This is a genomic window from Acinetobacter sp. ASP199, assembly GCF_022700675.1.
Taxonomy (GTDB): Bacteria; Pseudomonadota; Gammaproteobacteria; order Pseudomonadales; family Moraxellaceae; genus Acinetobacter.
This window is the reverse complement of sequence record NZ_CP062182.1, coordinates 1,525,241-1,546,342: the sequence shown is the minus strand read 5'-3', so window position 1 is coordinate 1,546,342 and position 21,102 is coordinate 1,525,241. Positions and strand designations below refer to the sequence as shown.

Annotated in this window: 19 protein-coding genes and 1 riboswitch; of the genes, 12 read left to right on the top strand and 7 right to left on the bottom strand. The window is 39.5% G+C overall.

Annotation, left to right across the window (positions count from 1 at the left end; genetic code table 11):
* Positions 1 to 56 precede the first annotated feature (56 nt).
* Complete coding sequence (locus tag IHE35_RS07250) at positions 57 to 767, bottom strand: HAD family phosphatase (RefSeq protein ID WP_242786781.1); 711 nt, start codon at positions 765 to 767, stop codon at positions 57 to 59.
* A 282-nt stretch (positions 768 to 1,049) separates the two neighbouring features.
* Between IHE35_RS07250 and IHE35_RS07245 the strand changes: the two genes are divergently transcribed.
* Positions 1,050 to 1,985 carry a LysR substrate-binding domain-containing protein gene (locus tag IHE35_RS07245; protein ID WP_242786780.1) on the top strand — a complete coding sequence of 312 codons (936 nt, stop codon included), beginning with the start codon at positions 1,050 to 1,052 and terminating at the stop codon, positions 1,983 to 1,985.
* A 23-nt stretch (positions 1,986 to 2,008) separates the two neighbouring features.
* Here the strand turns inward: IHE35_RS07245 and IHE35_RS07240 are convergent, their stop codons facing one another.
* Positions 2,009 to 2,608, bottom strand: a complete 600-nt coding sequence (locus IHE35_RS07240) for a TetR/AcrR family transcriptional regulator (protein ID WP_174560696.1) — start codon at positions 2,606 to 2,608, stop codon at positions 2,009 to 2,011.
* 637 nt (positions 2,609 to 3,245) lie between these two features.
* Between IHE35_RS07240 and IHE35_RS07235 the strand changes: the two genes are divergently transcribed.
* The 4 genes from IHE35_RS07235 to IHE35_RS07220 all read left to right on the top strand — a co-directional run bounded on the left by IHE35_RS07235 (position 3,246) and on the right by IHE35_RS07220 (position 8,456).
* Complete coding sequence (locus IHE35_RS07235; protein WP_242786779.1) at positions 3,246 to 5,027, top strand: acyl-CoA dehydrogenase C-terminal domain-containing protein; 1,782 nt, start codon at positions 3,246 to 3,248, stop codon at positions 5,025 to 5,027.
* Positions 5,028 to 5,121: 94 nt separating this feature from the next.
* Positions 5,122 to 6,291, top strand: coding sequence for a thiolase family protein (locus IHE35_RS07230; RefSeq protein WP_242786778.1), 1,170 nt, complete (start codon positions 5,122 to 5,124; stop codon positions 6,289 to 6,291).
* Positions 6,292 to 6,411: 120 nt separating this feature from the next.
* Positions 6,412 to 7,911 (top strand): acetyl-CoA hydrolase/transferase family protein, encoded by a 1,500-nt coding sequence (locus tag IHE35_RS07225; RefSeq protein ID WP_242786777.1) that lies wholly within the window; start codon positions 6,412 to 6,414, stop codon positions 7,909 to 7,911.
* A gap of 203 nt (positions 7,912 to 8,114) precedes the next feature.
* On the top strand, positions 8,115 to 8,456 hold the full coding sequence (locus IHE35_RS07220) for a hypothetical protein (protein WP_242786776.1): 342 nt from the start codon (positions 8,115 to 8,117) through the stop codon (positions 8,454 to 8,456).
* 76 nt (positions 8,457 to 8,532) lie between these two features.
* On the opposite strand, the gene IHE35_RS07215 is transcribed toward IHE35_RS07220, so the two are convergent.
* On the bottom strand, positions 8,533 to 9,243 hold the full coding sequence (locus IHE35_RS07215; RefSeq protein WP_242786775.1) for an HAD family phosphatase: 711 nt from the start codon (positions 9,241 to 9,243) through the stop codon (positions 8,533 to 8,535).
* Positions 9,244 to 9,434: 191 nt separating this feature from the next.
* Positions 9,435 to 9,545, top strand: a riboswitch (guanidine-I (ykkC/yxkD leader).
* A 29-nt stretch (positions 9,546 to 9,574) separates the two neighbouring features.
* On the opposite strand from IHE35_RS07215, the gene IHE35_RS07210 reads away from it, so the two are divergent.
* The 4 genes from IHE35_RS07210 (at position 9,575) to IHE35_RS07195 (ending at position 15,764) form a co-directional block, all read left to right on the top strand.
* Positions 9,575 to 10,312, top strand: coding sequence for an urea amidolyase associated protein UAAP1 (locus IHE35_RS07210; RefSeq protein ID WP_242786774.1), 738 nt, complete (start codon positions 9,575 to 9,577; stop codon positions 10,310 to 10,312).
* An 11-nt stretch (positions 10,313 to 10,323) separates the two neighbouring features.
* A complete protein-coding gene (locus IHE35_RS07205) occupies positions 10,324 to 10,974 on the top strand; it encodes an urea amidolyase associated protein UAAP2 (protein WP_242786773.1) in 651 nt (216 codons plus the stop codon).
* A gap of 4 nt (positions 10,975 to 10,978) precedes the next feature.
* Entirely contained in the window at positions 10,979 to 14,599 is a 3,621-nt protein-coding gene (gene uca / locus IHE35_RS07200; RefSeq protein ID WP_242786772.1) for an urea carboxylase, read from the top strand.
* A gap of 342 nt (positions 14,600 to 14,941) precedes the next feature.
* Positions 14,942 to 15,764, top strand: a protein-coding gene (locus IHE35_RS07195; RefSeq protein WP_242786769.1) for an IS5 family transposase whose coding sequence is annotated in 2 segments (ribosomal slippage) — positions 14,942 to 15,322 and positions 15,324 to 15,764 — 822 coding nt in all. Because the reading frame shifts where the segments join, the coding sequence is not laid out codon by codon here.
* Here the strand turns inward: IHE35_RS07195 and IHE35_RS07190 are convergent.
* The 4 genes from IHE35_RS07190 to IHE35_RS07175 all read right to left on the bottom strand — a co-directional run bounded on the left by IHE35_RS07190 (position 15,726) and on the right by IHE35_RS07175 (position 19,219).
* Positions 15,726 to 16,469 (bottom strand): hypothetical protein, encoded by a 744-nt coding sequence (locus IHE35_RS07190; protein ID WP_242786771.1) that lies wholly within the window; start codon positions 16,467 to 16,469, stop codon positions 15,726 to 15,728. The two genes, IHE35_RS07195 and IHE35_RS07190, sit on opposite strands and share 39 nt — an antisense overlap.
* A gap of 39 nt (positions 16,470 to 16,508) precedes the next feature.
* Positions 16,509 to 17,441, bottom strand: coding sequence for an IS5-like element IS17 family transposase (locus IHE35_RS07185; RefSeq protein ID WP_242786770.1), 933 nt, complete (start codon positions 17,439 to 17,441; stop codon positions 16,509 to 16,511).
* A 301-nt stretch (positions 17,442 to 17,742) separates the two neighbouring features.
* A protein-coding gene (locus IHE35_RS07180; RefSeq protein ID WP_242786769.1) for an IS5 family transposase occupies positions 17,743 to 18,565 on the bottom strand; the annotation gives its coding sequence in 2 pieces (ribosomal slippage) (positions 17,743 to 18,183 and positions 18,185 to 18,565; 822 coding nt in all).
* Positions 18,566 to 18,604: 39 nt separating this feature from the next.
* Complete coding sequence (locus IHE35_RS07175) at positions 18,605 to 19,219, bottom strand: hypothetical protein (protein ID WP_242786768.1); 615 nt, start codon at positions 19,217 to 19,219, stop codon at positions 18,605 to 18,607.
* Positions 19,220 to 19,594: 375 nt separating this feature from the next.
* Between IHE35_RS07175 and IHE35_RS07170 the strand changes: the two genes are divergently transcribed.
* The 3 genes from IHE35_RS07170 to IHE35_RS07160 all read left to right on the top strand — a co-directional run bounded on the left by IHE35_RS07170 (position 19,595) and on the right by IHE35_RS07160 (position 21,096).
* The gene (locus tag IHE35_RS07170) at positions 19,595 to 20,344 is read left to right on the top strand and encodes an Abi family protein (protein WP_242786767.1); all 750 of its coding nucleotides are present in this window, start codon (positions 19,595 to 19,597) and stop codon (positions 20,342 to 20,344) included.
* Between the two features lie 178 nt (positions 20,345 to 20,522).
* Entirely contained in the window at positions 20,523 to 20,726 is a 204-nt protein-coding gene (locus tag IHE35_RS07165; protein WP_242786766.1) for a hypothetical protein, read from the top strand.
* A 139-nt stretch (positions 20,727 to 20,865) separates the two neighbouring features.
* Positions 20,866 to 21,096 (top strand): hypothetical protein, encoded by a 231-nt coding sequence (locus IHE35_RS07160; protein WP_242786765.1) that lies wholly within the window; start codon positions 20,866 to 20,868, stop codon positions 21,094 to 21,096.
* Positions 21,097 to 21,102: the final 6 nt, after the last annotated feature.

Below are 21,102 nucleotides of genomic sequence, written 5' to 3'. Positions count from 1 at the left end.
TAACAAAATAGATGTCATGAAATGGAATCATTCATGACATTTATTTATATAGATATTTAAGCAATATGCTTTAATAATTCGGTAAAATTCTGCACAAAATAATTTGCTCTGGCTTTAATCAGATCGATTTCATGAGCAGAATACTGATCATAAATTGCCACTACCTCTATCCCTGCATTATTCGCAGCTTCTACACCAATTAAAGAATCTTCAATAATCAGGCAATCTTTGGCTTCAATTTTGAAATACTCAAGCACATTCAGATAAACTTCTGGATGTGGCTTGATGTTCTGGACATTTTCGCGGGTGAGGATTAAGGCAAAATCATCATCAAAGCTGATTTTAGCGTTAATATTTTGATTATTGTCCTGATAATGCTGCACATTGAATAAACTGGTGGTTGTGGTTAAGGCCAGTAGTATCTCTTGTTTTTTCAGGGCCTGGATTATAAGTTCCGCCTGAGGTTTTAATTCGACCACATGATCCAGAAAATGTCGTGAAATACTGTAACGGCGGTATTTGACGTCTTCTTTGTTCAGTTTAAAACCGTATAGTTCTTTTAAATAATCACAATATTCCAGATAAGGATCAGGCAAATGTCGAAAGGCTGTCAACTGTAGATCCCGCTGCTGCTGGATCAATTTTAAATTGGCTTTTATACCGGAAAGCTCATAAATCAGGGCAGCATCGACCTGATTCCAAATGCCTACAGAATCAATCAACGTACCATCCAGATCAAAACAGACTAGCTTTTTGTTCTGAAACATGACACTTTTCCCTTAATTTCCACAGTCTATTCTGCGCGGCTGAGTATATAACATGCTGCTTAAGTGTTTAAGCTCAAGTAAAAGAGAAGGACGATTCATTTTAGGTAAAGGGAATACTTGACTGGATTGCATAGCAACTAAACAATATTTTTATCGCAAAATGCGTCTTCAATAATCATATGAATAGTTGCAAAGTGTTATATTTGGACATTGGCACTGATTCAAATTGTGCGGATGATAGAACCGCCAAAATGATTAAAAGAATTGAAGGAAATGTTTTCTGTGTTTGAACTTGACTGTAAATTGCTCAGCATCTTTTATTATGTCTACAAATTTAAGAACGTCTCCCATGCAGCCGATTATCTGGATATGAGCCAACCGACGGTGAGTAATCTGCTCAATAAAATCCGTCAGCATTATAATGATCCTTTATTTTTGCGTATTGGCAATGAAATGGTGCCGACTGAACTGTCAAAACAACTGTTTCCACTGGTCAGTGAAGCCTTGAGTAAAGTCGAAATCATCAATAATTTTACCGTTGATTTTGACCAGACCACTTCACAGCAGAAATTTACCATTGCCATGACCGATGTGTCGCATTTGGTTTTACTGCCTAAAATTTCGCAATATTTAAAACAGCATGCTTCGCATATTCGTTTAAATGTACGTGCCATTACTTCTGAAACCAGTTATCAGATGGCCAATGGCGAAATTGACCTGGCGATTGGTTTTTTACCCCATCTGGAAAACGGTTTTTATCAGCAGAAACTGTTTGAGCAATATTATGTGGTGATTGCTTCCAAAAATCATCCGCGACTGAGCGAAAACAGTCTAACCACCGAACAGTATATTAATGAACCCCATATCGATATTGATGCCGGAATGGGGCATTACCACATTGAAAATGAGCTGTTAAATTTAGAACTGAAACGCAATATCTTGATGCGCTTACCCAGTTATCTGGGCGTTGGGTTGGTGGTGCAGGAAACCGATGCGATTGCGACCGTACCTTATTATTTAAGTGAAGTGTTATTGTCGCGTGGCAATTTACAGATTTTTGATGCGCCGATTAACTTTCCGACCTATGCGGTGAAGCAATATTGGCATATGTCCTGTCATCATAAAACCAGCCATCAGTGGCTACGTCAGATGTGTTATGAACTGTTTTCGAAAATGAATGTTTTAGATGATCCGATGCATAAAATCATTCATCAATAATTCATTTATTTGTGGTGATGATATCAGGTGATTTTATCCGGGGTCATTAAGGCCTGGTTGATATACAGTTTAATCAGGCGTTCACGAGAACCAATCGATTTCTGGTAATGGGTTGAATTGAGCAGTAGCGACGCGCCATAAGTGACGGTCCAGATATAGGATAAATAATCACGAATTGACATGGCACTGTTAAAGGATTTCAGATATTCATCTGTCATGTCTTTAATTTCAATAATGCGTTCTTCACGCACCTGATACAGTTCTTCAAATAATTCTTTCAGTTTGCGTTCATTATTGGTTAATCGTTCTTCAATGACATGCAATAAAATGGTTCGGTTGGAATTTAACATGTTATAGAGCATGTACTGTGAAACATAAGTTTTAATATTGTTTTTATATTTTTTCGAAATTTCCAATAATCTTTTTTCATTCAAAATAATCAGTTCTAAATAGAGCTGATTCTTGCTTTTAAAATGTTTATAGATGGTGCCTTTGGCAATATCAAGTTCAGAGGCAAGTTCAGCAAGCGTGATATCTTGATTGTTATCTAACAACAGGGTTTCCGCCATGGTTAAAATTTTCTCTTTACGTAATTGAAAATTTTGTTGACGTACTGTATTCATCGCACAGATCCCAGAAAAACATAAAAAGCGGACTCAACATATACCTATACCAGTGAGATGGCAACTCAACTAATGTCGGATATGAGCCAAAAACAAAGCACTGTTTTGTTTTTAGCGCCAGGGCAAATATTATTTTAAAATTTAACTTATCTTCTCAATTGCATAGCAGAAATTAAAAGTCAATCATTGAGAACCTGAGAGGTCAATAATCATCAATAAAATTCCAATTGGGCCATAATTATTTTATTGTTTTTTGGCGTTGAAAAAGGGACTCACCCATAAAACGCAAAGAGCAGATATGCTGATTTAACCGTATTTGATTCACGATTTAAGTTTCGGTTTGATGGTGAATGGTTCAGTTTAAAGTGATTTACAGAAACCATGTTTTATTCGTCACTCATAAGCGTGATGATGAAATTATGTATAGCTACTTAACACTCGAGCTGATGAGTAAAGTGTTCAAAGCTGGTTTTCGCTGCATTCATTTCTCCACATGGATGTTGAAAACCGCGTGAATGCCCAGATTTTACTTATATAGATGTACGTTGAAATAAATCCGTTATTTCAGTATAGGTTTTACAACTTAAAAAAGCGCTTCAATATTTTTAATGCGAAGTCTTCACATAAGGAAAGCAATATGCCTATTTATAACGCACCGCTTAAAGACATGGAATTTATTTTAAATGATGTATTTAAGGCAGATGAATTCTGGCAGGGCAATGAAAACCTCGCACATTTAGATATGGCTACGGCGAATGCGATTTTAGAGGAAATGGCGAAGTTTTCTAAAAATGTCATCCTCGATTTAAACCGCAGCAGTGATGAAGAAGGCGGCGCACAGTTCAATAATGGTGTGGTGACGACACCGAAAGGATTTAAAGAAGCATTTAAACAGTTTGCTGAGGGTGGCTGGGTTGGCCTGGGTGCATCTGAAGAATGGGGCGGTCAGGGCATGCCTAAAATGCTGACCGTACTGGCTGATGAAATGATCTGGAGTACTAACCCGTCATTCATGCTGTACCCATTACTGACAGTGGGTGCAGGTATGGCCATTAATGACCGTGCTTCACAACAACAGAAAGAAACCTATCTGCCAAAATTCTACACCGGTGAATGGTCAGGTACCATGTGCTTGACAGAGCCACATTCTGGTACTGATCTAGGCATTATCAAAACCAAGGCTGAACCGAATGAAGATGGTTCATTCAACATTACCGGAACTAAAATCTTTATTACCAGCGGCGAACACGACCTGTGTGAAAACATCATCCACCTGGTTCTGGCAAAAACACCAAATGCGCCTGCCGGTTCACGTGGTATTTCCTTATTCATCGTACCGAAATTCCATGTCAATGCAGATGGTTCGGTCGGTGAACGTAATGCAGTATCTGCGGGTTCAATTGAACACAAGATGGGGATCAAGGGTTCTGCCACTTGTGTCATGAACTTTGACGGCGCTAAAGGCTATATCGTAGGTAAAGAAAACGAAGGTCTGGCAGCCATGTTCGTGATGATGAACTACGAACGTTTATCGATGGGGATTCAAGGCATTGGTGCGGCTGAATTTGCCTACCAGAATGCTGCACAATATGCGACGGATCGTTTGCAAGGCCGTTCGGCTACCGGTGCAAAATTTCCTGAAAAACCGGCAGACTCAATTCTTGTACACGGTGATGTACGCCGTATGCTGTTAAATGTCCGTGCTAACAACGAAGCATCCCGTGCCTTTGCTGTGTATGTGGGTCAACAGCTGGATATCACGAAGTATTCAACCGATGCTGAAGCCGTTCGTAAAGCCAATGACCGTGTTGCATTGTTAACCCCAATTGCAAAAGCTTACTTAACCGACAAGGCTCTTGATTCAAGCCTGGAAGCGCAAATGGTATTTGGTGGTCATGGTTATATTCGTGAATGGGGCATGGAACAATGTATTCGTGACTTGCGCATTTCCCAAATTTACGAAGGCACCAACGGTGTTCAGGCCATTGACCTGATTGGTCGTAAGACCATCAAATGTGGTGGTGCATACGTTGCTGAATACATAGCTGAAATTCGTGAATTTGCACAAGGTCTGGATGATGCCTTGTCGATTAAAGCCGCTGTATTGGATGTTTGTACACAGGTTGAAGACATTACTACCTTCATTGTAAACCAGGCTAAAACCTCACCAGACTTCAGCAATGCAGTTGCTGTAGATTATTTACATGTGGTTGGATTACTCAGCTTTGTTTATATGTACGCCCGCATTAGTCAGGCCGCTCAACCTAAACCAGAAAGTTTCTTCCAGAACAAACTGGTCTTGGCAGACTACTATGTAGCCAAAGTTTTACCTGACTTGGCAGCACGTATACAACGTATTCAAGCCGGTGCCGATGTGGTGATGCAGTTGCCAGAAGAGTATTTTACTGCTCAATCTTAAGATTGATCACCTGGGTTTAACAAAGATGGAAATGACATGGGCTAAGTGTATAGCTCATGTCAAACAACAAGATTTATAAATTAGGACGGAAAAAATGATTGTTATCGTAAATGGTGTTCGTACTGCAATGGGTGGCTTCCAAGGCGCTTTTTCTTCATGTACAGCACCAGATTTAGGTGCCGCGGCAATTAAAGAAGTTGTTGCGCGTTCTGGTTTACAACCTACAGATATTGATGAAGTAATTTTTGGCTGTGTACTACCAGCCGGTTTAAAACAGGGACCTGCGCGTCAGGCTATGCGTCAGGCAGGTTTACCTGACACTACGGGTGCAACCACCATTAATAAAATTTGTGGTTCAGGTATGAAAGCGGTGATGCAGGCTGCCGATGCAGTAAAAGCGGGCTCAGCAGAGATTGTGGTCGCTGGCGGTATGGAGTCGATGAGTAATGCACCATATTTACTCGATAAAGCACGTGCCGGCCACCGTATGGGACATGGCAAAATTACCGATCACATGTTCCAGGAAGGTCTGGAAGATGCTGAAACCGGTCTTTCTATGGGCGTTCTTGCTCAACAAATGGCCGACAAGAAAGGCTATACCCGTGAACAGCAAGATAACTTTGCGATCAGCTCATTGAATAAAGCAGTGACTGCCATCAACAATGGTTATTTTAAAGCAGAAATCGTGCCTGTGACGGTGTCTTCACGTAAAGGTGATGTGGTAGTTGAGCAAGATGAACAGCCGTTAAATGCCAAAGCTGATAAAATTCCCACTTTGCGTCCAGCATTTAAAAAAGACGGCACCATTACCGCTGCCAATTCCAGCTCGATTTCAGATGGTGCATCGGCATTAGTCATCACTTCAGAAGAAATTGCCGCAGAGCGTGGTTTACAGCCTTTAGCGAAAATTGTCGCCTATGCTTCAAACTCGCAACATCCAACAGAGTTCAGCATTGCACCGGTCGGCGCGATAGAAAAAGTTTTGAAAAAAGCTGGCTGGGATGCTCAAGAAGTTGATCTTTGGGAAATCAATGAAGCCTTTGCCATGGTGACGATGGCAGCTATGGATGCTTTCAATCTGGATGAAGCAAAAGTCAACATCAATGGTGGCGCTTGCGCATTAGGTCATCCACTCGGTTCATCAGGTTCACGTATTATCGTGACTTTATTGCATGCCTTAAAACGTACCGGCGGTAAAAAAGGGATTGCTGCTTTATGTATCGGTGGTGGTGAAGCAACCGCCGTTGCAGTTGAACTGATCTAAAAAGCCTCCGTACAGGAGAGCGATAAGTAACGAATTGGAATTCGATAAGCAATAACAGCCACCATTCCAGCACGTTGGGATGGGGGCAACAAATATGTTTATTTTTTTGAGATTTTTATTATGAATGGTTTAGATCGCATTCGCTTAGTCTCCCTTCGCGACAAAGTCATGTCTGCTGAACAGGCGATTGAATTGATTCAAGACGGTGCTGTAGTCGGTTTAAGTGGTTTTGGTGGTGCAGGTGAGGCAAAAACGGTACCGTTGGCTCTGGCTGAACATGCCAAAGAGCACCCATTAAGAATAACGCTGGCGACAGGTGCAAGCTTGGGCAACAAAATTGATGGCCGTCTAAATGAAGCCCATGCGATTGAGCGCCGTTATCCTTATCAGGCTGACCCGGGTCTACGTAAATCCATCAATGCTGGTGAAGTGATGTATATCGATCAGCATTTGTCTGAAATGGCAGATAACATTCGTCATCACAACTTACCGCGTATTAATGTGGCGGTGATTGCAGCAACGGCGATTACTGAAGATGGTCAGATTATTCCAACCGGTTCATGCGGTAACTCGGCGAACTTTGTGGAAATGGCAGACCATGTGATTATCGAAATTGATAACACCATCAATCCGGTGCTGGAAGGCGTACATGATATTTATGTACCAAAGGCCCGTCCGAACCGTGCACCGATTCCTCTAATTCATGCGGGTGATCGGATTGGCACAGTGGGGATTCAGGTCAGTCCGGAAAAAATTTCTGCCATTGTGCTGAATGACCTTCCAGATACCTCTTTCAATATGGATGATCCGGATGATGATACGTTATCGATTGCTAAACATCTGATTCAGTTCTTTGAAGGTGAAGTGGCAGCAGGGCGTTTGCCGCAAAATCTGGGTCCGCTACAGTCGGGTGTGGGTTCTATTGCCAATGCTGTTTTTTCAGGCTTTGAACATTCAAATTTCCATCATCTGGAAATGTATTCCGAAGTCCTACAGGACTGTACCTTTGAATTGATTGATTCAGGCAAAATGACTTTTGCTTCAGGCTGTTCAATGACCCTGTCAGATTCTTGTGCCAAACATGTGATGCAGAATTTTGAGAAATACAAAGACAAGATTGTGCTGCGCCCACAGGAAATTTCCAATAATCCTGAACTGATCCGCCGTTTGGGGATCATTGCCATTAACACGGCGCTGGAATTTGATATTTACGGAAACGTCAATTCGACCCATGTCACCGGTACCAAAATGATGAACGGTATTGGCGGTTCGGGTGACTTTACCCGTCATGCACATCTGGCGATTTTCGTGACCAAGTCTGTGGCCAAAGGCGGAGCGATTTCTTCTGTCGTGCCAATGGTGAGTCATACTGACCATACCGAACACGATATTGATGTATTGGTGACAGAAAACGGTCTGGCAGATTTGCGTGGTCTGGCTCCGCGTGAACGTGCCCGCAAGATTATCGATTTATGTGCGCATCCAGATTATCGGGATGCCCTCAATGATTACTTTGAACGTGCTTGCCAGCGTGGTGGACAAACCCCGCATATTCTTGACGAAGCCTTGTCTTGGCATGCAAAATTTGAAGAGACCGGCAGTATGCAGAAAACTGCATAAATCAAAATTGGTATAAGCTGTGATAAAAAACCCATCTCGTGATGGGTTTTTTTCTTTCTTCATTAAAGCTGTACAAAAATTTCAAAAAATCACCACAGCAAAACAGATGCAGTATTGCTGAAACGCTTTGTCAACAAGATCTGGCTTAACCTGAAGAGGGTTCTTTCTATAATGACCGCATCGTAACCCTCAAGGTCTCAGTTTTGAAATATCTTCAATATTTTTCAGCCATCCCATTATTATTGCTATTAACTGCTTGTACTACCGAAGCCCCAGATTATCAGGGGACTTGGAAAAATACGCTGGAAAACCCGAAACTTGAAAATGCACTGGTGATTGCCAAAAATGGGGACAATTATTTCCTTACCAATACCTTAAAAGATAAAGAGACGGGTAAAACTGAAAAGAAAAATCCTGTTCCTGCATCAGTCGGCAAGAATGGTTTCCTTGAAGTAAACGCAGGTGCAGGCGTCGTGGATTTTGCAATTGACGAGAAAACCGGCAATCTGGCCGGCTCAGGCTCAATCTATAAAAAAGCCAAATAACCCATAAAAGCAATAATTAACAAACAATGTATCTCTATAAGATGTCATGAAATCTATGATTCATGACATCTTTTTTTTAGTTTAAAGAACTTAATAACGCTGCAAAATCTTCAACAAAATAATCCGTTTTCGTACGAATTTCATCTATTTCATGTGCCGAATATTGATCATAGATGGCCACGACATCGATGCCAGCATGATTTGCCGCTTCCACACCAATGAGCGAATCTTCAATAATCAGGCATTGTTCTGGCTTTAGATCAAAATGTTGCAGTGCCTTTAAATACACCTCTGGATGAGGCTTGATGTTGTCGACATTTTCACGCGTTAACATCAATGAAAAATCGTTGGCGAAATCAATTTTGTTATTGATGAGTTTGTTATTTTCTTGATAACGGTGAATATTATATAAACTTGTCGTGGTGGTCAGCGCCAGTTGAATACCACGTTGTTTCAAGGCCTGAATCAAAATTTCAGCTTGCGGTTTCAGCTCCACCACATGATCGAGAAAATGCCGTGAAATGGCATAACGGTGTGACTTTACTTGTTCTTTGGTTAAATCAAAAGCATAAAATTCATTCAGATAAGCACAATATTCCAGATAGGGATCAGCAGACTGCCGAAACTTATTCAGCTGCGTATCGCGCTGCTGCTGAAGAGTATGATGATCAACTTCAATATTTGATAATTCTTGAATTAATGCAGCATCGACCTGATTCCAGATGCCTACGGAATCGATCAAGGTGCCATCCAAATCAAAACAGACCAATTTTTTATCTTTAAACATAGCGCATCCATTTTCCTGTTGGTCGTATTATCAGACTTTATCGAGTAGATAAAAAGTTCAGTTTAGGTGCAAATACAGTGTCGGATTTCGATTTCACAACCAGGATGACCTCTTTTTGCTCATTTTGAGTATTACAAGTATGGAAAATCGTAATACTGTTTTGGCACAGCCTTTGCATCTACCTATTCAATCATAAAGTGATCTAGGGTTCCGACATTCAAAAAGAATGTGACTGAGACCGAGAGTTCACGGCTAGGTTTGTTCAAACCCAAGCTACACGGAGGGATAAAAGCCCGGGAGGTAAACCGTAAAAAGATTGGGATGGATGCACATGAGCACAATAACTTATCACGAAGATCAAGTCCTTTGGACTGAACGTTTACCGGGTGGACACCATTGGTCAGCACGCATTCAGCGTGGCGCAGTTTTACAACTCAAATCTTTAGGCACAAATGTCAATGTTTCACTGTTTTGTGTGAATAGCGAAGACAAGCTTGAAGCCTATAACATGCCAGACAGCTTAAAAGCTCAACACACCGCATTTTTAAGCACAGGGCATATTTTAGCGTCTGATCTTGGACGTGCGATGCTTTCCATTGTGAAAGATGATCACGGTTGGAATGATGCATTTTGTGCGCCAAGTACTGCACAGCAAATCGAACAACAGTTTGGCACTCAAACGTTTCAAGATGCGCGTAACGACATGTACCGCAATGGCAAAGACAGTTTATTACTCGAGATGACCAAATTTGGTTTATCAGTAACAGATCTTAGCAATACCTTAAATCTCTTTTCCAAAGTGCAACCTGATGACAACGGCAACTTGTCTTATGTCGCATCTGACAATAGCAATCAAGTGATTGAGCTACGCTTTGAAATGGATTGTTTGGTGTTTTTATCTAGCGCACCACATGCCTTGGATAATTCGACTGAATATGCGCCTGCCGATATTCAACTATCACTATTTAAAGCATTGCCTTTAGGCGAGACCGATGTCTGCCGTGATTCATGCCCGCAAAATCAGCGTGCATTCCAAAATAATAACCGCTACTACGCTTTAACTGCTTAAGGGGAATGATCATGACTGCACTTGTAAACCTAGAAAAATCAGTCCTTAGTGAAGTATGTCCTGCTGGTGAAGCATGGATGTGCGAAGTCAAAAAAGGACAGTATTTCCGTATTGTGGATTTAGAAGGCAATCAGGCAGTGGATACGCTGTTTATCTCGGCATCAAACCCCGAAGAACGTTATAGCGCAGCCGATACGTTGGCGATGAACCGTCAAATCTACCTAGAAAAAGGCACAACGTTATACACAAACTTTGGCAATAAAATCGCCACCATCAACGATGACAACTGCGGTCGTCATGACACACTCGGCGGTGCATGTTCATGTGAAAGTAACACAGTGCGCTATGCCCATGACAAATACCCAATGCACAGTTGCCGTAACAATTTCATGATTGCGTTGTCACAACATCCGATTGCCAAAAAGCATGGCTTAAACGTGCGACATATTGGGCCAAATATTAACTTCTTTATGAATGTGCCTGTAACTTCGGACGGTCACCTGAAATTTGATGATGGTATTTCTGCACCGGGCAAATATGTCGAAATCAAAGCTGAGATGGATTTGATTGTGCTGATCTCCAACTGCCCACAATTGAATAACCCATGTAATGCCTATAACCCAACCAAAATTCAACTGATTGTCCGTGAAGGCGAGGTATAAGACTATGACTTTAAAATCAGGGTTTAATAAAGTTCTCATCGCCAACCGTGGTGCAATTGCATGTCGTGTCATTCGCACGCTTAAAAAACTCGGTATTCAATCGGTTGCGGTCTATTCAGAAGCCGACCGTGATTCATTGCATGTGACTTTAGCGGATGAAGCCGTGTTTATTGGTGATGCACCTGCAAGCCAAAGTTATCTCAATGTCGATAAAATTTTAGAAGTTGCCAAACAAACAGGCGTACAAGCCATACATCCGGGCTACGGCTTCCTCTCTGAAAATGCGGAGTTTTGTAATCTTTGTGAAGCGCAAGGTATTGTGTTCTTAGGTCCAAATGCCGAACAGATGAAAGCCTTTGGTTTAAAACACACCGCACGTGAATTGGCCATTCAAGCCAATGTACCGTTATTGCCGGGTAGTCAATTACTCGCTGATGACGCTGAAGCACTACTTGAAGCGGAACGTATTGGCTATCCTGTGATGCTCAAAAGTACCGCAGGTGGTGGCGGCATCGGTATGCGTTTGGTGTGGAATGCAGAAGAACTGAAAGATGCATACACAACTGTGTCCTATTTAGCCCAAGCCAACTTTAAAGATGCAGGTTTATACCTCGAAAAGTTTGTGCAAAATGCCCGTCATATCGAAGTGCAAATTTTTGGTGATGGCAATGGTTTGGTGCTAGCACTGGGCGAGCGTGATTGTTCAGTACAACGTCGTAACCAAAAAGTGATTGAGGAAACGCCTGCACCACATCTCAACGATGAACAACGTGCCTATATTCAAAATGTCGCAATTCAATTGATGCAATCGGTAAATTACCGCTCGGCAGGTACAGTTGAATTTGTGATGGATACCGACACGCAAGAGTTTTACTTCTTAGAGGTGAATACACGTTTACAAGTCGAACATGGTGTCACTGAGCAAGTCTTTGGTGTGGATTTAGTGGAATGGATGGTGACTTTAGGTAGTGGCGATTGGAAAGCTCCAACAGCAAAACTTGAATCTCAAGGGCATTCGATTCAAGTACGTCTCTATGCTGAAGATCCAATCAAAAACTTCCAGCCAAGTGCAGGCTTGCTCACGCATGTTGAGTTTGATGCCAATGCGCGTAATGAAACTTGGGTAGAAACAGGCTCGAACGTTTCATCTTTCTATGACCCGATGATTGCGAAAATCATTGTGACTGCGGAGGATCGTGAATCTGCCATCCAAGCTATGACCGATACACTCGCTAAAACCCAAGTTGCCGGCATTGAAACCAATCTTGAATATCTACAAAACATTATCGACTGCGATGTATTTAAATCGGGCACACAAACCACACGCTTTTTAAATACCTTTGAATGGAAAACTCAAAAGATTGAAGTTCTGCAAGCCGGTATTCAAACCGCCGTGCAAGATGTCACAGGTCGTTTGGGTTATTGGGATGTCGGTGTTCCGCCATCAGGTGCGATTGATCCGTTGTCTTTAAATGTCGCGAACCAACTATTAGGCAATGCACCAAATACCGCAGGGCTTGAATGTACCCTACAAGGTCCAAGCTTAAAATTCCATTGTGACAGCCAAATTGTATTGGCAGGTGGTGATATGCCATCGACCTTGGATGGCGTGGCTGTACCAATGTGGCAGACCGTAAATGTGCGTAAAGGTCAGGTACTCAAATGTGGCAAGATCGCCACCGGTTGCCGTACCTACATTGGGATTAAAGGCGGTCTGAATGTCCCTGAATATTTAGGCTCTCAAGCGACCTTTACCCTAGGTCAATTTGGTGGTCATGCAGGACGTAATTTATTGATTGGCGATATGCTTCCAATCACAGCATTTACATCCGATGAAGTGAAAGCATTAAGTGATGATCAAATCCCGACATTCTCAAACACTTGGGAGATTGCGGTGATGTATGGTCCACATGGTGCGCCTGATTTCTTTACCAAAAACGACATTGATACCTTCTTTGCCAACGAGTTTGAAATTCACTTTAACTCAAGCCGTACCGGTATCCGTTTGATTGGTCCAAAACCTGAATGGGCACGTCAGGACGGTGGTGAAGCGGGTCTGCATCCATCGAATATTCATGACAATGCATACGCCATTGGTGCAATCGACTTTACGGGTGATATGCCGATTATTCTCGGGCCAGATGGTCCAAGTCTTGGTGGTTTTGTCTGTCCTGCGGTGGTGATTAATTCTGAGCTTTGGAAATTAGGTCAGCTAAAAGCCGGTGATAAAGTCAAATTTGTGCCTGTGAGCTATCATCAAGCCAAACTGCTGAATGAAAAATATCATGCACAATTAACTGCTGAAGATACACAAGCGGTGACTTTTGATGAGTCTTTCTATTCTGAAATCAGCACCTTAAAATCTGCCATTCTAGATACTTTAAAAGGTCAAAATGGTACACCTGATGTGGTGTATCGTCCCGCCGGCAATAACTATATGCTCGTTGAATATGGCGAACTCGTTTTAGATTTAAACCTACGTTTCCGTATTCATGCACTGATGCAATGGGTCAAAGATCAAAACATTCAAGGCATTATTGACCTGACACCGGGGATTCGTTCACTACAAATTCATTTTGATTCGATCCAACTCGATCAGCTGGATTTATTGCGTTTGCTTCAAGTGGCAGAAGAACAACTGCCTGATGTCACTGAAATGCAAGTGCCATCACGTACTGTGTATTTACCGCTGGCGTGGGAAGATTCACAAACTCAACTGGCAACAGAACGTTATATGCAAACTGTGCGTCCTGACGCACCATGGTGTCCGGACAATATCGAATTTATCCGTCGTATTAATGGTTTAAAAGACAAACAAGCCGTGAAAGATGTGGTCTATAACGCGAGTTATTTGGTCATGGGCTTGGGCGATGTGTATTTAGGTGCGCCTGTAGCAACCCCGCTTGATCCGCGTCAGCGTTTGGTGACGACCAAATATAACCCTGCACGGACATGGACACCTGAAAATGCCGTCGGCATTGGCGGTGCGTATATGTGCGTATACGGTATGGAAGGTCCGGGTGGTTATCAGTTTGTCGGTCGTACTTCGCAAATGTGGTCACGCTACCGTAGAAACCCTGATTTTGAGCAAGGTATGCCGTGGTTACTGCGCTTCTTTGACCAAATTAAGTTCTATGAAGTGTCTGAAGCGGAACTCATGCAAATGCGTGAGGACTTTAAAGCAGGTCGTTTAAAACTACGTATTGAAGAAGGTGTATTGAATCTAAAGGAATACAATGATTTCTTAACCGAAAACCAAGAGTCGATCTCGGCATTTAAAGCGGTACAACAAGCCAACTTTGATGCTGAACGTAAACGTTGGCATGAAGCAGGGCTTGCGGAATATGTGTCTGAAAGCCTAGATGCTGTGGATGATGGTGAAGGTGTTGAAATCCCAGACGGTGGTTGTGCGGTGGAGTCGCATATGCCGGGTTCAATTTGGAAAATTGAATGTCAGTCGGGTGATATTGTGGAAGAAGGTGCAACGCTTGCAGTAATTGAAGCGATGAAAATTGAGATTCCGATTATTGCACCTGAGCGTATGCGTGTCGATGCAATTACCATTGAAAAAGGGCAAACGGTGAAGACGGGGCAGGTGTTGTTTACGTTGGCGCCAGTGGCTTAGTGAGTTAGATATAAAAAGACCGCTTAAGCGGTCTTTTTTATAATAAAGTTATAAATTTAAAAAATCTTCACATGTAATTTCATTTTCTTTTGTACTTATTTCATATACGCAATTTTCGTAACTAATAAATATATCTTTAAAAAGTTTTTTATAAGTAGCATCATTATTTATTCTATTATAAAAATTAATATTCTGAATACTACTTAAGGTGGATGGATTTTGAGCTTTTATGGCGAATCCATCATTATTATTATAATTTATAACAATATGACTAATAATTGGTCTTATAAATTCAAAAAATAGATCTCTTGCGAAAGTAAAAACCATCCCCATATAGATTTCATGAGATATCAGAACTTAAACCGTTTTTCAGATTCTGAATTCAAGCGCTTGGTTGGCGTACCTCGAGCAGTTTTTACCGAAATGGTCGAGGTTTTAGAAAAAGCAGAATCACTCAAAAAGAAATCAGGCCGTCCTCATACTTTAGCTATAGAGGATCAATTGTTATTAACACTCAATTACTTACGAAATTATAGCACTCAATTGGAGTTAGCAGCACACTATCATATCGCTGAAAGTAATGTGAACCGAACCATTAAAAAGGTTGAAGATGCCTTAATGAGATCAAGACGTTTTACTCTGCCAAAACGAAGCCTTACCACAACAGACGAACGCTTTAACTGGGTCATTATTGATGCGACAGAATGTTCAATAGAACGCCCGAAAAAAAAATCAGAGTAAGTTCTATAGTGGTAAAAAGAAGAAACATACGCTTAAAGCCCAAGTGATCTACCATCCTAAGAGTAAACAAATCATAGGATTAGATATATCGTATGGCAGTCAGCATGACATTAAATTGGCAAGGAAAACGGTTAAGAAATTCAAACATTGTGAATATGTTATGACTGATTTAGGGTACTACGGATTAGAGCAAGATGGCTTTAAATTATTGATGCCCATTAAGAAAAAGAAGAATTTTCCTTTATTTGAAGTTGAGAAAAAGTACAATAAAATGATTGGAAAAATACGCGTTGTGATCGAACACATTAATAGTCAATTGAAAACATTTAGAATCTTAAGTGAACGCTATCGAAATAGACGGAAAAGATTCGGTTTACGCATGAACTTAATTGCTGCACTGGTAAACCGAATCAACTTGCAATAACAACTTTCGCAAGAGGTCTAATAAATACCCTTGATTTCTAAGATCTTCAAATATATCTTTATTTAAATAAATTTTATCTCTATCACCAAGGAAAAATAAATGTATAAAATTTTCAGGAACTTTTTGTTTAAGCTCATATGTTTTTATGGAATTATTATATTTAGCAATGAAGTAATTTAATTTAATAATTAGAAAATATTTATTAAAATAGTATTTATTTAAAATCTTTAAGAAGTTAAGTATATTTAATTCATTTATTTTAGGTATTACTCTTTCTGCATTTTCTGTACTTAATTTACTAAAGAAAAGTGCTACATAATATTCATAGATACTACGATGTATGAAAGTAAAATTTATTCCGTCACGAACAATGAGGCAAAGATAATCACAAAAATCATCAAGAATTTGAGAACCTGAACAACTTGTAATACAGAGTCGATTTAAGGCGATTTCTAATATTGCAATTATTTCATTTCTTTCAAAAGATGTTTTATCTATTTTATAGCATTCGAAACAAAATCTTTCAAAAATTAGCTCCAATTTATCTTGTTTTAGATTAGAAGAACTTTGGCGAGTATATCCTCCTTTTGTTTTATCATGTGTTATAGCTACAACCTCAAAAATATTCTTATAAAAGCTTGTGATATTTTCAGGTGGTGAGAAATCTGTATTAAATTTTTTTATATACAAACGGCTTTGTTGCACAAAGATTTGAAATGCAAAGCGCCCCTAATTGAGCCAAATTTAAGGCGTAACTTGGGTAAGTGGTCGACCTAATTCCGTAAATCTGTTGAGGACTGCTACACGTGCATGAATTTCATTCACCTGACTAGGAAAGCTTCTTGCCATTAATTTATCGCCTAATAATTTGATGCAATGCATCTTGGTTTCCACCAAACTGCGGCGATGATAGCCTGACCATTTTTTCCATAATGTCCTGCCTAAACGTTTAACTGTTCGAAGTAATTCATTTCGCTCTAGCGAGCTGATCTTTGTATCTTTCCATGGTTTCGCATTTTTTCTAGGTGGAATCACCGCATGTGCTTGCCGATCTGCAATGACCTGACGGCATTGCTTGGTGTCATAAGCTCCATCGGTATAAACAGAGTCAATCTGCTCATCTTGTGGAATCTGATTAAGTAAATCACCAAGCACCTGTGAATCACCGACATTATTGGTTGTGAGCTGAATAGCGCGTATTTGTAGGGTTTTGGCATCTATACCAATATGTAGTTTACGCCATTGGCGACGATATTCAGCTCCATGTTTCTTGCGTTTCCATTCGCCCTCACCTAGAAACTTCATGCCTGTAGAGTCTACGAGTAGATGCAGCCCATCGCTACTTTTTTGGTAGCTGATTGCAATATCAATATGCTTTTGTCTTCTACAAAGCGTACTGTAATCTGGTGCGGTCCAATTTAATCCGCAAAGTTCAATCAGACTTTGCACAAAGCCAGTGACCATACGTAAAGATAGACGGAATAAGGATTTAATCATTAAGCAGCATTGGATAGCTGCGTCGGAGTAGGTTTGATTTCGCCCTTGTTTGCCTTTTGATGGAGCATACCATTGCGTAGCAGGATCAAACCAAATGACAATATTTCCGCGACTCATGAGTGCTCGGTTATATGCGGGCCAATTGGTTGTGCGGTAGATTTTGTGTGTAGGCTTCTTCATTTGAAAATTATATCGCTGAAAAAGCCTTTACAGATAGGTTTGTGCAACAAAGCCTATACAAACCAATCATTAATGGTGTAGTTAGGAGTTTTTGAATTTCGGGTGAGCTATTTTCGATTGAGTTTAATAATATAACTCTAGCTTCTGGGTCTTCTACTAAAATATTAATTAAAGATTTTTGATCCTCTCGATCATATGAGTTAACTTGAATAGTTTCAAAAAAATTAGAAAACTTAATCTCATGTTCTGGTCTACTACTAACAACTAAATTTAAATTAGAATAGACCTCTTGCGAAAGTTGTTATTGCAAGTTGATTCGGTTTACCAGTGCAGCAATTAAGTTCATGCGTAAACCGAATCTTTTCCGTCTATTTCGATAGCGTTCACTTAAGATTCTAAATGTTTTCAATTGACTATTAATGTGTTCGATCACAACGCGTATTTTTCCAATCATTTTATTGTACTTTTTCTCAACTTCAAATAAAGGAAAATTCTTCTTTTTCTTAATGGGCATCAATAATTTAAAGCCATCTTGCTCTAATCCGTAGTACCCTAAATCAGTCATAACATATTCACAATGTTTGAATTTCTTAACCGTTTTCCTTGCCAATTTAATGTCATGCTGACTGCCATACGATATATCTAATCCTATGATTTGTTTACTCTTAGGATGGTAGATCACTTGGGCTTTAAGCGTATGTTTCTTCTTTTTACCACTATAGAACTTACTCTGATTTTTTTTTCGGGCGTTCTATTGAACATTCTGTCGCATCAATAATGACCCAGTTAAAGCGTTCGTCTGTTGTGGTAAGGCTTCGTTTTGGCAGAGTAAAACGTCTTGATCTCATTAAGGCATCTTCAACCTTTTTAATGGTTCGGTTCACATTACTTTCAGCGATATGATAGTGTGCTGCTAACTCCAATTGAGTGCTATAATTTCGTAAGTAATTGAGTGTTAATAACAATTGATCCTCTATAGCTAAAGTATGAGGACGGCCTGATTTCTTTTTGAGTGATTCTGCTTTTTCTAAAACCTCGACCATTTCGGTAAAAACTGCTCGAGGTACGCCAACCAAGCGCTTGAATTCAGAATCTGAAAAACGGTTTAAGTTCTGATATCTCATGAAATCTATATGGGGATGGTTTTTACTTTCGCAAGAGATCTAATAATTATTTGCTAAATTTTCTATATAATTTAATGTGTCTGAAGTATAGTCTTTACTAATTTCATCAAATGCATCAAGGAATATAGATATTTTACCTGAACGAAAAATAAATTTAATTTGTTCATCTGTAATATCACAAGAAGTCCAAGCTAAAATTTTTTCTCTAATCAAAGCATGTAAGTTTTTTTCTTTAGAAATATTTTTTAATTCAATAAATATAGGAATTCTAGAATTCTGAGCGACTTCTTGAAGAGCTAAGTATCTCATTAAAATGGACTTGCCTTGACCAACAGTAGCTTCGATGAGAATACTATGAGATGTAGATATTTCATTTATAGAATTAATTCTACTAATTCCAGATGCTGTAGTAATGGAAGGTAAATAAAAAAAAGTGCTTATTTCAACAGGTCTTTCTGCACCTGTAAAAAGGGTTTTGACTAGTCCTATTTTTTCAATTGATTCAACAAGTTGAGTGTTATTTATGGAAAATTTATGAAGTTGAAATCTTTTTTTGAATTCTTCCGAGAAGAATAGATTTGCACTTTTAGCAACCCCATTTAAAATAGGTTTTAAGATAGCTAAAGTTAGACTTGCTGTTATTGGTTCGGGCATGATTGATAAATTTATATTTGTTAAGATTAAATATCATTATAAATTAATTGTTTAAAAATAAAATACTTCTTCAATAATTTAAAAGACCAGTTAACAGGTCTTTTAAAAGATCTCTAAATTGGTTGTAATTTGACTATTGTTTACGATCTAGGTCATCGCCAAGATGAACAATATTATCCATTCACGCTTTGTAGCAAGTCTTTCGAGCTTATAAAAAATAAATTTCACACAATGACAACCAGCTTTAGTTTTTCAAATGATTTGCGAATAATTCCATTTGGTATTATTATGAAACTAATATAGCCGCCACGCTTAGTTCTTCTTAGGAAGTCCGCGCAACCTTGGCGGTTTTTTATATCTGATAAAAAATGTATCATGTTAAAGACATACGATAAAAAGCCACTCTCATATACCGAACAAGTACAGCATCTGCAAGAAAAGGGCATGATTATTCATAATCAGGCTTGGGCTGAGTCTGTCTTAGCAAAATATGGCTATTATCGTTTAAGTGCATATTGGTATCCTTTTCGGATAAGAGAAAATGGCGAAGCCGTAGAAGGCTTTAAAGCAAATACCCATTTTGAGAAGATTATTCAACTTTACGAGTTTGATACTGAACTTAGGTTACAAATCTTTAGTGCTATTGAAATGATTGAAACCTATTTACGTACCAAAATGACCTATTTTCTGGCACATCAATATGGTGCCTTTGGCATTTACGAAGAAAAGAACTTTCATCCAAAATTCAATCATAGTGGCTTTATACATACATGTGATAAAGAAGTAATACGTTCAAAAGATACCTTTATTCAACATTTTAATGAAAACTATATAGGCTTTCCGAAAATTCCAATTTGGATGCTGACAGAAGTTTTAAGTTTAGGATCATTGTCATTTTTGTATCATGGCTTAACCAACAATAAAGCACAGAGTATTGAGGATAAGAAAGAAATCGCACAACATTTTTCTATCCACCATGAAAAATTAGCTGAATGGTTGCATATTTTGACCTATGTCAGAAATATTTGTGCGCATCATGGGCGTTTATGGAATAGAGAATTAGCGATTAAGTCTAAAGTAGATAAAGATCCCTATTGGCAAGCCCCCCCATACACCCACGAATAAACGTATTTTCTATGTTTTATTGATATTAAAAACATTATTGAGACCAACAGGTTTTGATACAGAATGGTGTAATCAACTTAATAAGTTGTTAAGACCTGTGCTAAAGAATGATCATTGGCGTGTAGCGATGGGTTTTCCAGAACACTGGGAACATCATCCTGTTTGGAGTTTATAAAAGATGCCTAAAAAACTAGAAGAACACTTACAAGCACGCAGTATGGAAAGCCAAAAACGGATTTTGCAAAAGGCTCACAATCTATTCAACAAAAAATTGCAAGAAGACTTTGAGTTATTAAAATTCGCAGAACAAGCCCAAACAGATGAAACAGTGAAGCTAAGTATTGAGGAGCTACGTACTCGAGTTCAAAACAACGCCAACTAAATTCAGGACTTAACACCTTAATCAAGTTCCTATTGCTTAGTATTATATCTCACCAGTTTATATCAGTACATCTATCTATTTATATACCTTTGCTTTAACGATCAGATCTGTTTAAATCAGCCAAATTTAGGTCACTCCCATGTTTATTAAAACCATTAAACGCAATTATGAACGTGTCGCACAAGACGAGAGCATTCCAGAAAACCAAAAGATCGATGCGTTATTGACGTTATTAGGCAGCGAGTTTTTAGTGAGCAAAGACGACCGTGTTTATATCTTTGAAAAAGACGGGCACTCTGCAAAATTCGATGCAAAACATGCCCGCGCTTATCATTTCAAAGACTATGTATGTAAAGACATGAATAAATAGACTTAT